We start from the raw sequence: 15,005 nt of genomic DNA on the forward strand, positions 1-15,005 counted from the left end.
GGCAACTACGTGGCGGCTTGCCCGCAGGAGTTGCTCCTTCTTCGAGCCCAATACCTGCAGATACCAGTCAATCAGGTTTGAATCCCGGCTTTCCAATGTCTGGCTGTCCGGTGTCTGGACCGCCTGAAGGCTGATGCAGTCATTGTTGTCGATATCAACCAGTCCGATTCCAAGTATCTCCAGTCCACGCTTGGACTGCCCCGCGGCACCCGACCAGAAGTAACCAATCCATGGGGTATGCTTTCCCGATTTGGATATGAAACTGGGATCAACGGCTATCGCCTTTCGATTCCCGGTCAGCATGCGTTCGGAGAGAGACAGGTTAAACCCGCACCAGTCAAAATCCTTCGAGAAGTTCTGGCGGAAACGTTGTTCACACGATCTGCCATATCTTCCCAACTGAAGGAAGTTGATTCTTCCGGGAATGACCATATATAAAATCAGTGTCTCCATCAGGAATGTTTTGAAACTTTTGTGTAACTTCGTTGTTAGTTCACCAAGGACATCATTACAGATACCTCTATATTGGTCAAGTACGCTGAGTCTTTTCACTTCTTTAATAGTCTTTGATCAGCTATAAAGATACTGAAAATCAGTGACTTGACCTACTTTTTTATGTTAAACTTTGTCCATATATATCTGTATATTAATTAGTTATTAAATATTTACCGAAGTATTGACATCAAAACTGAAAAGAAAATTCATATACGATAAATAAAAGAATAGTGTGTTAACTTATAAGTACTCTTGAATTTTAGACACTAGCGTTATTAACAAAGTAATATTTTTTTCTGCAAAGATTTTAGGTATATTTGCAGAATAAGTATATATAGAGGGGGATCCGATAATCTATTCTCTGCATTGAAATTACATTATTTAAAAGATATAGTAAGAGGAAGAGGATAGTTATATTTTTCTGGATCGTGAAGTTGATGAACTAATATAGTTAAAGAAAGAGGGCAGAAATCAAGAATAGACTACTGTAACCAATATAAATCTGAAAATCTTTACAAGATGAAGTATTTAGAATGGAATAATATCATATCAGCATTTTTCTTCAATCCGGCAAATGCAGGGAAAGATGTTTATCTGTATTTAACTAAGGGTGAGTTAATTGGTTTAGGAAGAAAATACTTAGAGGACGAAAAAGACGAAGATATCTGGGATGACTTTATAAATTCTATTAAGCGTGGCATTCCCTGGTCAACTGGAAATGTGATAGCAAAAGCAAAATTTGCCTATTCCAAAAATAACTCTTTATATCATAAACGACCAGACGGCAGCCCACTTGAGATTGATGGAGTCCCAGTTTGCTATCCTACCTATATTGCATACCTGGTTTTTCTTGTACTTCCATTAATAGAGAACATTAAAGATGACAATATAAGAGCAAATAATTATTATGCAAGGCTAAATGCTTTCCTGCAAATCAATCAGATAAATGAAGAAATAGGCACAACTGATTTTAGAAACAACCAGATAAATAATTTGTGGGAAGATTTATCTATTTGGGCAAATGTAAAAAACAATGGTGATTTGGGATTATTCAATGTTATCCCATTTACAAATATTAATTGGATTTACGTAGGGAAAGTTTTTTCACAATGCGTGTTACCTCCGAAATTGTTAAACCGGTTACCGGAATTATTTGAATCTATGGGATTAGTTCCTGACACGATTTATGATGACCGCTTTCTACAAGAAAAAATAAAGAATAGCAGAACGGATTTAATACCTAAGGTTACATTAGACTTTTTGAAAAAAAATGATGAGTTGTCAAACTCCATTATCCAGACAATACAGCATCAATACAAAGAATGGACTGGTGAGACGCATCAAGAAATTGAAGAAGGGACAGTCATAAGAAAGAAAAGAAACTATATAATTGCGTCTTTATTGCTTCAGTTTAAAGTAAACACAAATGACGAAGAAATTGAATTTTCGTACCGAATGTATTCATCAAACGATTATCCTGAAGATTTAAAGTTTGGTGAATTTGAGAACCTATATGAGATAAATGGTTGGTCAAGAACAATTCCATTAGATTTCAAGGAAGGACTTGAACTTAAAGATAATTTCAACAAATGGGTAGCTAAATCACCCATTCAAGATGTGAGACTGTTTGTGAGTGCGGGAGTCTTTCAATTAAGTAATGATTTTTGGATTGAAACAAACACTTTGTCAAAGACAGATCGAATGTATCTGTTATGTAGAAATGAAAAGAAGGAACTAATCAAAGAGTGGGGAAAAACATTTAATAATGGAGATTTTAGAGAAGAAGATTTTGGAGGACTACCTGAAAATTATTCTTTATTTTGGCTCCGTAATCCAACGCAAGGGCTCCCCGAGATTCCACGTCTCACACTCTATACCGAAAAACGTATTGACTTAATTGGCGGATTGAAAGTGAATTTTAGAACTTATAGTAATGATTTTTTACCTGAAGTCGAGATCGTAAACTCAAACGGTGATGAAAAAGTGTATCTGCAATACAAAGATACAGGAGAAATGATATTTCTTTCTAAGAAAACGTCTCTTAATAACCGCTGGTTACTATCGGAAGGAATAGCGATAAACACCGACTTTTACATTAAAGTTGAGAACGAGAATTTTGTTGGGAATGAGCTTGCATATAATCTTGCTTCCTCAGATAATTCAGCAATTCGAATTGATGCTTCCAAGTTACCAAGAAGGAATTTTTTTGGAAGCATTACGTCTGATGCAGGGCAATATTGTTTAGGTAATAATATTATTAGTCCGATGAAATCAAGCATGCGTCATTTTTATCCGTTAAGTTGGGTTTTTACTTCAACAAATCAAGATAATACAAACAGTATTTCAAGCGCTGTATTCGATAACCATAATGGAAATAAACTTTGTAGTTTTCTTTCGCTGAAAAGTGAACTTGCAGCCAAAGATTTTTACCAAGCTTTTGAATTCTATTATTCAAAAGAATTCTTGGAATTTAACTCAAATCCAGACTTTAATCTATCCAAGCTAAAAAGATCATCATTGGGATTTTATGATTTTATCGGGGTTCTTGACTATGATTATGAAACAAAAACTATCGTTCTGAATCCACCCCAGTTTGTTTTTATCCCAACAGTAAAAGGTCGGAAAGTTTTGCTTATTGGCGCAAGGGATGCTGCAATGATTGAAACTATCATAAGTAAAGCTCCAGAACACGGCTTACAAGTGGAAATTACAAAACAATTTCCATCAAATGAAAGAATGCTTTTGCCCGATGCTATTACTATAAAATCCTTTGGAAGTAGTACTGATAATTACGGGGAAAGAGATATAAAAGCTTTAGCAGATGAATTGCAGATTAAGTTTTCAAGTAATTATTTTCCACAAATAGCATTATACGATTTTTCCGCAGATATCTACGATTACGAAAATACCCTGCAACTGACAGATGAAAAAGATTATGACTGGGCAAGAAAAATTTTCAATATAGAAACTCTAAGTTTTGACGGAAGCGAAACACCTTCTTTTGACAAAACATTTTCACTGATTGAGTATAAATTGAATGAGTACACTTATCAACATAAACTATGGAAAGACAACGGCTGTTATCAAATCGACAAGAACTGGGGGCGGTTTGTTGCTTTGAAACATCATAATAAAGATGTAATTTTGTTCGATCGTACAAGCAATAAAGTTGCCATTCCAATAGGAACACCTTTGCCGAAGCTTTTATCAAAAGCAATTATGCTATTAAGCGGCTTGGCTCCTGATTTAAAGGGAATAGACGGGAAGCAGTATCGAGTTTATGAAAATGCTAACGGTCTTTTTATGCAAAATTTGTTTAAGTCGAAGTTATGTCAAATTCCAATAGATAGACTATTATGAAAGATCCAATCGGTTCGTTTGAAATCATAAAAGAAAATTTTATCCGCTATGTAAAAACAGCATTCAGGACAAATTTTGAGGGCGTCGAGAAGGAACGCTACGATCTATTGAATTATGACAAAGTCCTTTATCGTAAACCGTGGATTGAACCTTTGCCTGATTATGTTTCAAGTGGCAAAAAAATAAGCGATCTAACCCTTGACGATTTGGGAAATGCTTTAAATGAAACAGAAGCGAAAATTTTTAAAGGTCTGGTAGATACTGGTCTTGTAGGGGATTTTGAATTACATTTACATCAGGCCGAAATGTTGAAACAAGCATTGCTCGGGAATAATTGTATCATCACGTCTGGTACAGGTTCTGGAAAGACAGAATCGTTTTTACTTCCTTTATTTGCCCTACTTTCAAAAGAACTCACTAATTGGCAAACACCAAATCAAAAATCACCAAATATAAATAGTTGGTGGAAAGAAAATGGAGGACTTCCTGCCAGAGAAATTGTTAATACCTCAAATTTTACTTTAAGTAATCAAGTAAGACAACGCCAACATGAAACAAGAAAGGCTGGGGTAAGGGCACTAATTCTTTATCCAATGAATGCTCTAGTGGAAGATCAAATGAGTCGCCTACGGAAAGCGCTGGATTCTGACGATACAAGAGCATGGTTAAATGAAAATGTAAATGGTAATGCTATTTATTTTGGAAGATACAACGGAAGTTCGCCAGTTGCAGGTGAATTGAAAAAAGTAAGAGACGATGGAACACTTACAATTAACACTAAAAAAGTAAATCAACTCAAAGCGGAATTACGGGAAATTGAAAAAGGTTCAAACCGTGTTACACAATACATTCAACAAGCGGGTAAAGAAGGAAGCGATGCAAAAGATCTGAAATCGTTTTTCCAACGCTTGGATGGTGCAGAGATGCGTAGTCGCTTTGATATGCAGGTTGCGCCGCCAGATATTATGATTACGAATTATTCAATGTTGAGCATTATGTTAATGCGCGATATTGATAAAGGAATTTTTGAGGAAACCAAACAATGGTTGGCTTGTGAAGATTTACCGGAAAATCAAAGGGAGGTAGAAAAACCGAACCGGATTTTCCATCTAATTATTGACGAGTTGCACTTGTACAGGGGAACCCAGGGTACAGAAGTAGCGTATTTACTTAAACTCGTTCTAAATCGCTTAGGTTTACATCCCCATCATCCACAGTTGCGCATATTGGCTTCAAGTGCATCATTGGAAGCAGGCGATGAGGCAAGTAAAAATTTTGTTTGTGATTTCTTTGGTGTAAGCCATGAATATTTTACAAGGAAGTTCAAAATTATTGAAGGGAGGAACAATCCAATCGTTGTATTTCCTGAAAATGGGAGAAAACTTCCGATCAATCCTTTCAAAGAAATTGCAGAAAAATTCTCAACGGCAAATGGAAATATTGCTGAAGAAAATTTCATTTCAACTTGTGAGGCTGTAGCAATAGAACTTGCAACAGCTTTTAGTATTACAGTAACTGGAAATGGAATTTCAAAGTTACTTTCGGTAATTACTAATCCAGATTTTCATTTAAAAGAAAGGTTGCTTTCACCTTGTCAAGATTATAAAGCTGTTTGTTCTATCCAAGCAAATGGTGATGATGTGAATGGTAAATATTTTGCAGAAACAATATTTGAAAATACAGCTAACAAAGTTGATTTAGAAAAAGCCTTGCGAGGTTTACTGATTTTACGGGCAATATTGGACGAGAAGGAATTCAAAGAAATAGTCGAAACAATTCCTGATGAAAAAAAATTACCGCGTTTTAGGTTTCATTATTTCTTTAGAAACATTGAAGGTCTTTGGGCTTCTGTAAAACCTGATGATGTTGATGATCTTTATAACGACCCAGAAAGAACGACAGGGAAACTTTATTCAACAACCCGGATAAGGTCGGAGAAAGGAAATCGTGTTCTGGAATTGCTCTACTGTGACAATTGTGGGACAACGCTGTTTGGCGGTAGCCGGTTAGTAACAAGGAATGAATCAGGTAACAATTCATTTGAAATGCTTCCTATCAGCCCCAATATAGAGGGAATTCCTGAAAAAACACCCGCGAAATTGGTTGAGAAAAGAAGTTATCAAGAGTATGCAGTTTTTTGGGCTTGTGGTAATCAACAATTTACCCCACACGATGCAGAGCCCGGAATATCACAAAACCATTGGCGTCAACCAACTATGAACGGTTTTAATCAAACCGATTTTGAGGCAAACTGGATTCCAGCATCGCTTAATAGTATTTCAGGGGACATTAATTTTTCCCACAATAAAGCCGATGAAACTCCTACACAATGGATAAAAGGTTATTACTTCACAATAACAAATTCTTCAAACCGTGATATTGCTTTGCCAGATGCAAGTGGAAATATCTCCACAATTGAGACTCACAAAGCGTTACCGAGTGTTTGTCCTTGTTGTGGTATAAATCATCAAAAGAAAAGACAAGATTGGAACAAAAATAAAACTTCATCTATCAGGGGTTTTAGAACCGGTTTCGCTAAAACAACTCAGATGTTTGCGAAGGAATTGATGTATCAACTTCCAGCCAACGAAGCCCAAAGGAAGTTAGTTGTGTTTTCGGATAGTCGTGAAGATGCAGCACAAATAGCAAATGGAATTGAAAGGAATCACTTTACTGATTTAATCCGTGAAATTTTAGTACGAGAGTTACATTCTAATTTGATATTGCGTTTTCAAATTCTTAGCGCTTTTGATAATAGGGACGAGGCTGCAAAGGAAAGATATTCGAGAGACCATCAGCTTATTTTCGATGAAATAAATACTCTTATTTACCACTCTAATTCACCAAACAGGCAAGAAAGAGAAAATGCATTAAGGAAATTAAACGAAATTCGTTTACTTACCCTCAATGTGAGGAGTTTAGTAGATATTACTAATTCAGTAAATCTAGCGCCACTTGTTAAACAATTTGTTGAGTTAGGAATAAATCCGGGTGGAAACGACATTTCTTTACAAACAAGGTTACTCAACAATAATTTTGTTCCTTGGTACGACCTTATTGATTTTACAAATTTCCAATGGACAAGTGGTGCGGACCAAAGCTATATCAATGATTTGAAAGAGGGTACTTTTAACGGGCTTGCTTCAATGTTTTTTGGCTCGTTGTTTTATTCCTTTGAATCTTCTGCATTGGGATATGTATGTATAAATCCTGAATTAGAGGTTATTACTGATCAATCGGGAAATGTAGGGTTAGCAAAAGATGACTTTTTGCAAATTGTAAATTCTACAATCCGGATTTTAGGAGATAAATACAAGCATAACAAAGTTGAAGATACAAACCCTTTCAATTTTATCCAATACAATGACTTGCCAGGACAGGTAAAAAAATACATTCGTGCCGTTGCAAATCGGTATTCAAAACAAGAAACCGAGATAGGTGAGGCTGTATTCAACACACTTTCAACAAGTGGGTTATTACGAGGTGATACCGGCATCCAAATTGAAAATCTTTTCATCAAAATAGCACAAGCAACAGATAAAGTATGGAGTAGCCCACGAGGGAATAGGCCTCATTTGCATTTTAGTGGAGGGGTTTGTACCTATTCTGCAACAACTTTACAATCTCAACATATTGGAATATGTGATGATTTTTGGAAAGAGAATTATCTTTCTTACAACGCTATTAAACAACAACGTCCACCAATCCGGTTACATTGTGAAGAACTTACAGGACAAACGGATGACCAATTTGAAAGACAAAGACATTTCAGGAATATTATTTTACCAGATGAAGGGAATAGGCAAGTTAAAACTATTGATCTGTTAAGCGTGACAACAACGCTTGAAGTAGGGGTAGATATTGGAGCATTACAAGCCGTGATGTTAGGTAATATGCCTCCACAACGTTTCAACTATCAACAGAGGGTAGGTCGTGCAGGTCGTCGGGGACAAGCATATTCGGTGATTTTGACTTTTTGTAGAGGTCGGAGCCACGATGAATTTTATTTCTCAAATCCACAAAAAATAACAGGGGATGCTCCCCCAACCCCTTTCTTGACAATGGGGCAGGAAAGGATTTCTAAACGTTTACTTGCTAAAGAAATTTTACGCAGGGCATACGTGGAAAAAGATATTGATATTACTTCTGATGAAAAATCAAGTGTTCACGGGGAGTTTGGCTCTATTGATAGTTGGAATAGTTACGAAACAGTAATAATTGATTGGATCAATACAAATAGAACAGCGATTGAAACAACCGTTGATGTTATACTCCCTAAGCAACTACAAAACAAAAGAGAAGAATTTATCAATTGGATAACAGATACCACAACAGAAAATGGCTTGATTGGGAAAGCTCAATGTATAATCAATAACGAAGAAATTGCCACGAATGATATTTCTGAGAAATTAGCCGAAGGAGGAATTTTACCGATGTTTGGAATGCCGACAACTGTTAAGAATTTGTATCACGGTATCAAAAGATCCCTCGACCAATACGAACCACTTTCGATAGACCGGGCGCAATCAATGGCAATTTATGAATTTGCTCCGGGTGCACAAAAGACAAAAGATAAGGCAATTCACCAAGTAATTGGGTTTACAAGTAATTTTATCAATACAAGTAGGAATGGGAATCGAATTGTAACTAATGTTGAGACCAACAACCAACTTCCGTTTTCACTCAACCGTTGGTTTATTCGTTGTAGGGGTTGTGGTTTTTTTGAGACATATTCAGAAGTACAAAAAATAGAACTTGAGAGCCAAAATCAATTTGATGTTTGCCCGAATTGTGGAGAAGATAATCCAACCAAATATCAACGTCCTTTTATGCTCAAATCGCCAAGAGCATATAGGACAAATCTTTCCGCAGGTAGCGATACGAAGGATGACTCTGAATTTTTACTTTCACGTCCACCCATTTTTGCGGAAAAAATTGGTTCAGCAAACACAGAAATAAAAAGCAATGCCTCAATATCAATTTCAGATAATGATGTTACTTGGAGAGTAAACACTAATTCCGACAGGTTTTTCACAGGAGGACTTTACAGTACAAATAACAAGTTTCCTTTTAATTCTAATGGATTCTGGTTTAACAATCAGTGGTTATTGAATGACTTTGCTGTAAATACAAATGACAGTAATGGTTTTTCAATGCTTGTTCGATCAAATGGGACAAATGCGAATGAACAAATAGCATTGGCCAGTAATAAAAATACAGAGATATTCAGGATTGCACCGTCAATTGTCCCCTTGGAACTCGACCTGAATATGTATTTTAGCGAAACAGATTTGCCACACGTCAAAGCGCAAAGTAATGGGGTACGTTCTGGGTATTATTCGGCGGCATTTTTACTTCAACGAATTTTAGCGGATAAACTTGATGTCGATCCAACCGAAATCGAGATTGCTGATATTTCAATGAAAGTACTCGATGATGGCACGAACAGGAGAATTGCCGAGATTATTTTGACTGATGAATTACCGAATGGTTCAGGTTTTGTAAGATACCTATACAATAATTTCCAAAATATTCTTTCAGAAGTAATATCCCCGCACAATACGAATAGTTACTTGGGGAAAATTCAATCAGGCATTCATCAGGGGAAGTGCAAAGATGCGTGTTATGATTGCCTGAAAGTATTCAGGAATATGAATTACCATAGTTTGCTTGATTGGCGTTTAGGCTTATCCTTGCTTCGGGTAATGAATGATTCAAGTTTCGTTTGCGGTACAGACGGAAACTTTGATTTTATTGAATTAAAAGATTGGCCTTCATTTGCGACAGAACTAAGAAACGGATTTGCTCAAAGTTTCGGGTTCTCAAATACAGCAGAGATAAAAGGTCTACCAATTATTAAATTCGGGAGAAATCAACGAAACGTAATTATGATTGTTCACCCATTTTGGGATTTAAAAAACATTAGGGAAGATAATTGGTTGGCTGAGATAAAAGCAGGGATTGATGAATATGTTGCTCAAAGCGGTGGCAAAATAAGTATTATAGATACGTTTAACCTGCACAGGAGACCGGGATGGTGTTATGAAAGATTAATAGTCAGGTAATGAATAAAGTTGGAGAAATAAGCTTCAAGGAGATTAAACGGATTTCGCCAAGCCAGTTTTTTTCGATGAAAAATTGTGCTTACAAGTCTTTATTGGCAGAGGCCTTTGATAAAAAGCCCTTGCTTCCTCTTTCTCCTAATGCTTATTTCGGTACAGTGCTACACAAGATGCTGGAAATGACAGCAAAAGGAATTATAAAAAATGAGAATGATTTAAATATAGAATTTGCCAAACAAGTAAAAATACTTGAAGACGATTTACGGGATAAAGGATTTAGTTTTTTTGTTCCCCTGAAAATAAAATTGAGAAATTTCGGATTAAAAAAAGTTCAACTAAAAAAATATTTGAGGAACAATCTTGAGCAACCAATAAAATCCGGAAAAACAAATCTTTATTCTGAAAAATGGTTTGAATCTCAAGACAAATTGATTGGAGGTAAGATCGATTTAATAATTGAAACCGGTGACGATATAGAAATTATAGATTTTAAAACAGGAACTGTTACTCATGATTTATTAGATGATGAAGGTGAGGTTCTTTCTGATGTGAAAAATGAATACAAGGAGCAACTCAAACTGTATGCTTACTTGTATTTTGAAAATACTAACAAATTTCCAACAAGCCTGAGTTTGGTTGATCTGGCAAAACAGAAATTTACAATTGATTTTTCAGAAGAAGAGTGTAAAAGAGTTTTTGATGAGGCAAAAACCCTCTTGAAAACGACCAACGGTTCTATAAGTACAAGATCATTTCTTGCACATCCCAAAGAAGAAAATTGCAAGTATTGCCTATATAGGCCAGCATGCTCATTCTTTCAACAAAAACTTGATGAAGCAGACTTTTCATTTAATGATGTTTTAGGCGTAATTAAAAATGTCAGAATATTCCAGAATGGGAATGTGAGTGTATTTCTACAAAATGGGAATAAAATTATGACTATTAAGAATTTTTCTTTCGAGGATTTTGATGAATTAAACAAGAACATAAGTAAACAAATAAGAATTTACAATGTAACCAAAGAGGCAGCAGAATATGTTTATTCTGTTACTGATACGACAATGATATATGAGTAAGCTCAATGAAAATAAAGTTCCTATCCTTTCTTTCTTTTCGGGCGGAGGATTCATGGACATGGGGTTCGAAAAAGCTGGATTTGAAATTGTATGGACAAATGAATTTGATGAGACATTTGCAAAGCTCCATGCGGCAGGGATTACTTCGTGGAGGAAATCGCAAGGAAACGGAATCAAAGCTGAAATCTTCAATACAAAATCAATTACTGAAATAAGTTCAAAGGAAATTATTGAAGAAGCATTCCCTGACGGGAAGCCTGACCACTTTGGAATGATTGGAGGACCACCATGTCAGGATTTTAGTATGAATGGTTCATTAAAAGGATTTGAAGGGGAAAGGGGAAAACTTACGATTGTGTTTTTTGATAGGATTTTAGAGCTAAATCCTACATTTTTTGTAATGGAGAATGTAACCGGCTTGACTAAACGAAAAGATACAAAAGAATTCTTACGATCCCTACTGAAAAGGGTTGAAGAAGAATATTACATTGACTATGAAAAGCTAAACTCATTGGATTTTGGTGTTCCCCAACATAGGGAACGTATGTTTTTTGTTGGATTTAGAAAAGACCTTATAGAAAATGGATCTGTTCAGTTAGATCCATTTGGGAGATGGTTCCCTTTTCCTGTTAATGAAAAATACCAAAATGCTGCAACAAGATACAATTGGGGGAAACAGGTCCCATTCGGAGAATCGTTGGTTAAACCTCAAGACGTACCATTAGAGTTATGCGTTGAGAACTGCTTAGTCCCGGATAATAAAATCAGTACAACTCCGAATGCTAATGAATTCTTTAATCTCTATATAACTGAAACTAATTTAAGGGCGATTGATGAAGGAGAAACCAATAGGCCATCTTTCAAAAGACTCCATCGTTTTAAATATAGCCCTACTACCTGTTATGGGAACAACGAAGTTCATTTACACCCGTATTTACACAGACGTTTATCTGTACGAGAGGCATTAAGAATCCAAGGTGTCCCCGATGAATATGTTTTACCTAAGGAATTGCCATTATCAAAAAAATTCAAAATGATTGGTAATGGTGTTCCTGTTCCTCTTGCCGAAGCTGTTGCGTGTGCTGTTAAAGAATTTATACCTTTAATACAATAAACTTTCTTGCTAATTCTTATCATAATGCTAACTGTGAGGTTTGCTCGTGGATCTATATCTATCATAATAAGATTCTTCGAATACCTTACCTTTATATTTGGCTTCTAAGCCTTCGACTATTTTTACTTCCTGCATTATCTCTAAAAAATATTCCATTTCTTTATTCAGTTTTAAATATGACATAGTCAAAGCCCCAGTTAGAGTTGTAAACGCAAGACAATCACTAAATAACCGAAGAAAATGTCCTCGATAAGCTTTATCTCTATCTTCCTCTGAACGATTATTTCTTTCCTCTATTATCTGTATAGCTGTTTCGTCTCCATGTATGACATGACTACTCATCCTATATCCGTAACTCAAAGCCGCAATACTTTCAAGAGGAGTTCCCCTATATTTCATAGTGATTTCATTTATAATCTCAGAAAACGACCATCGCCTTTCCATTTCTTGACGTTTTTTTCTTGGCCACTTTTTACGCAATTCTACTTCTATATCTTCAGGTAATATCAACGGTGAAAATGCTACTTTATGTACTTTGCATATTCCGGTGATGCTGACCCCCTGTCCGGGATGTTGACCCCCTGCGTTCTCCCGGAGGGCACTCCGAAGGTCATCCTTTTTTGATTTATCAAAAAAGGCAAGGACAAAATTATCGTTTTTTTCTTCTCAGGGAGTCTCCCTTGAGTGTTATTTTATGTGATGCGTTCAACAATCGGTCTAAAATGGCATCGGCAACCGTCTTTTCCGTTATGATGTCGTACCATTTTTCCAGGGGAAGTTGCGAACCTATGATGATGGACTTTTTAGCGAACCGGTCTTCAATGATCTCCATTAATGTCAATGAGCTTATGTTGTCCAATGGCTGCAAGCCGAAGTCATCGAGTATGAGCAGGTCCTGCTTTTCAATCCGCTTGATCTCTTTCATGTAAGAGCCGTCCACTTTATTTATTCGTAATGCGTTAAAAAGTTTCTGTGTATTGCGGTACAGCACCTTGTAACCCATCAGGCATGCCTGGTACCCCAGGGCGGATATGAGGTAGCTTTTCCCTAACCCGGTGGCCCCTGTCACCAGGACGTTCTCCGCCCTCTCGAGGTAATTGCAGTCCACCAGCCGGAGCACCTGGTTCCTGTCCAGGTTGCGCGGATGCGAGTAGTCTATTTCTTCAAGGGATGCCGGGTAACGGAACCCCGCGTTTTTTACCAGCCGGTCCGTTTTCCGGTTCTCCTGTTCTTCCCATTCGGCCTCGACCAGGGTTGCCAGCATCTGGTCGATGGTGAACTGCCCCGATGTCTTACTCTCCAGGATAGCCCTGAAGGAGGACTGCATGCCATACAGGCGGAGCCGTCCCATTTTTTCCAATGTCACTTCATTCATGTTCCTTTTGTTTTAATCGTTACATATGTCTTTATAATAATCGCTTCCCCTGAGGTTTTCATGCCCGGGAAGTTTTTGTTTCCTTGCCGCCTGTTCCCCTTCCGCCCATAGCTTGTCGGTATTGTTGGCCAGCACCTTCGATATGAACCCTTAGTTGTAGGTCTCCATCCTTATCCCCATCCTGCAGGCTGTCACCAGGCGCTCCTTGCCCAGCTTTCTGGCGAAGGAGAGTATCCCCACGCAGGCACGGTAAAGTGTCTCAGGGTAGTTCTTCTGCGAGAGTACGCCTTCTATGTAGGTTTTAACTTCGGGACTGATCCCGGCGGCCCAATTGATGAACTTCTCCGGGTTCCACTCCGAGACGAACCGGTGGTGCGAAGGCAGGTGCTCCTTGATGGTGGTGTACTTGTAGGGTTTCCTGTCCCTCAGGTGGAAGGCCACGCGTTCGCCTTTGAGATAGACGCTGACCTCCTTCGAGGTGTAGCTCAACTTCACCTTCTCCCCGATATGCCGGTACGGGACACTGTAGTAATGCCTGTCGTCGGAAAGTTGGACATGGCAGTTCTTCATGACTGTCACCTGTCTCGTCTTCCTTATTTCAAAACGTTCGCCCGGCAGGGGATTTAACGCTTCCCTTTCGGTTTGCTCGAACACCTGCCTGCGGGAGTGATCCCTGACCTGGAAGGGGGTCGAGTTATGCTTTTCAAGGCACCGGAGTATGGCCCCGTTCAACTCTTCCAGCGAGAAGAAGGTCCATCCCCGAGAGTTCGGCGTGCACCCTCGTGTAAAGCGTGCGGATATGGTTCTCGACAAGGCTTTTATCCCTGGGCCTGCGGCTGCGGGCGGGCAAGACGCCACATCCGTAATGGTTGGCCATGTCCAGAAAGTCTTCGTTCAGCCCGGGATCATACTTGCTGCTTTTGCTCACGGCGCTTTTCAGGTTGTCGGGGACCAACACTTTGGGAACACCGCCATAGTAATGCAGCGCGTTCTGCACGCTGGCGATGAAGTCCTCCTTTTGCTGGCTGGGGGAAGCTTCCCCATAGGTGTATTGGCTCTGCCCGAGAACGGACACAAAGAACTCGCATTCGATGATTTCCCCCGTGCCGTATTCAACGTAGTGTAATTTCTTTCCCGCGTAGTCAACGAACATCTTGTCCCCGGCCTCGTGCTCGAAGTGCATCACGGCCGACCTGCTCTCCCGGTATTTTTGGTAATGGTGGCAGAACTGGGAGTACTGGTAGCCCCCGGGATAGGCCTCCTTGTATTTGCACCAGAGGTAATGCAGGGTGAAACCTGTTTCCTCCAGCTTGCTGCTGATATCGGGAAAAAGTTGTCGCAATTGGGGCAGCTTATCCCGGCCTTGCGTATTATCCTCCAACAGGATATGCTCCAATGACTCGTTGCTGTGGGAAGTTATCGCCTCCGGTGGCAACCCTTTGGATTCGGCCTGGCGCAAATAACGCTTTACCGTGTTTTTGGATATGCCCAGATCCCGTGAGATCGTCTTGATCCCGTAACCA

Annotated in this window: 9 protein-coding genes and 1 pseudogene; 4 read left to right on the top strand and 6 right to left on the bottom strand. The window is 38.4% G+C overall.

The annotated features are described in order from the left end of the window. Nucleotides 1-552, bottom strand: a pseudogene (locus tag ABV001_RS11820) (hypothetical protein); the annotation flags it as partial. A 462-nt stretch (nucleotides 553-1,014) separates the two neighbouring features. Here ABV001_RS11820 and ABV001_RS11825 point away from each other — a divergent pair. From ABV001_RS11825 to ABV001_RS11840, 4 genes are read left to right on the top strand one after another with little or no spacing between them, the layout of a single operon-like run. Then, nucleotides 1,015-3,855 carry a hypothetical protein gene (locus tag ABV001_RS11825; protein ID WP_352422999.1) on the top strand — a complete coding sequence of 947 codons (2,841 nt, stop codon included), beginning with the start codon at nucleotides 1,015-1,017 and terminating at the stop codon, nucleotides 3,853-3,855. Then, a complete protein-coding gene (locus ABV001_RS11830; RefSeq protein WP_352423000.1) occupies nucleotides 3,852-9,920 on the top strand; it encodes a DEAD/DEAH box helicase in 6,069 nt (2,022 codons plus the stop codon). The genes ABV001_RS11825 and ABV001_RS11830 overlap by 4 nt, the downstream gene beginning before the upstream one ends. After that, entirely contained in the window at nucleotides 9,920-10,993 is a 1,074-nt protein-coding gene (locus ABV001_RS11835) for a RecB family exonuclease (protein ID WP_352423001.1), read from the top strand. Before ABV001_RS11830 ends, ABV001_RS11835 begins: the two co-directional genes overlap by 1 nt. Further along, complete coding sequence (locus ABV001_RS11840) at nucleotides 10,986-12,107, top strand: DNA cytosine methyltransferase (protein ID WP_352423002.1); 1,122 nt, start codon at nucleotides 10,986-10,988, stop codon at nucleotides 12,105-12,107. The genes ABV001_RS11835 and ABV001_RS11840 overlap by 8 nt, the downstream gene beginning before the upstream one ends. Before the next feature lie 27 nt (nucleotides 12,108-12,134). On the opposite strand, the gene ABV001_RS11845 is transcribed toward ABV001_RS11840, so the two are convergent. From ABV001_RS11845 to istA, 5 genes are all read right to left on the bottom strand, one after another. Continuing rightward, the gene (locus tag ABV001_RS11845; protein ID WP_352423003.1) at nucleotides 12,135-12,617 is read right to left on the bottom strand and encodes a hypothetical protein; all 483 of its coding nucleotides are present in this window, start codon (nucleotides 12,615-12,617) and stop codon (nucleotides 12,135-12,137) included. A gap of 139 nt (nucleotides 12,618-12,756) precedes the next feature. Further along, nucleotides 12,757-13,482 (bottom strand): IS21-like element helper ATPase IstB, encoded by a 726-nt coding sequence (istB, locus tag ABV001_RS11850; protein WP_323403469.1) that lies wholly within the window; start codon nucleotides 13,480-13,482, stop codon nucleotides 12,757-12,759. Nucleotides 13,483-13,494: 12 nt separating this feature from the next. Then, complete coding sequence (locus ABV001_RS11855; protein WP_352423004.1) at nucleotides 13,495-13,617, bottom strand: hypothetical protein; 123 nt, start codon at nucleotides 13,615-13,617, stop codon at nucleotides 13,495-13,497. A gap of 15 nt (nucleotides 13,618-13,632) precedes the next feature. After that, a complete protein-coding gene (locus ABV001_RS11860) occupies nucleotides 13,633-14,214 on the bottom strand; it encodes a Mu transposase domain-containing protein (protein WP_352423005.1) in 582 nt (193 codons plus the stop codon). Continuing rightward, nucleotides 14,186-15,005, bottom strand: an 820-nt coding sequence (gene istA / locus ABV001_RS11865) for an IS21 family transposase (protein WP_352423006.1), incomplete at its 5' end; no start/stop codon positions are given. The genes istA and ABV001_RS11860, both read right to left, overlap by 29 nt.

This window comes from Proteiniphilum sp. (genome assembly GCF_040307845.1).
In the GTDB taxonomy this organism is placed as follows: domain Bacteria; phylum Bacteroidota; class Bacteroidia; order Bacteroidales; family Dysgonomonadaceae; genus Proteiniphilum.

Excerpts from the sequence above, each read along its gene's own strand:
- ABV001_RS11825 (WP_352422999.1), top strand. The coding sequence starts at position 1,015 with ATGAAGTATTTAGAATGGAATAATATCATATCAGCATTTTTCTTCAAT.
- ABV001_RS11830 (WP_352423000.1), top strand. The coding sequence starts at position 3,852 with ATGAAAGATCCAATCGGTTCGTTTGAAATCATAAAAGAAAATTTTATC.
- ABV001_RS11835 (WP_352423001.1), top strand. The coding sequence starts at position 9,920 with ATGAATAAAGTTGGAGAAATAAGCTTCAAGGAGATTAAACGGATTTCG.
- ABV001_RS11840 (WP_352423002.1), top strand. The coding sequence starts at position 10,986 with ATGAGTAAGCTCAATGAAAATAAAGTTCCTATCCTTTCTTTCTTTTCG.
- istB (WP_323403469.1), bottom strand. The coding sequence starts at position 13,482 with ATGAATGAAGTGACATTGGAAAAAATGGGACGGCTCCGCCTGTATGGC.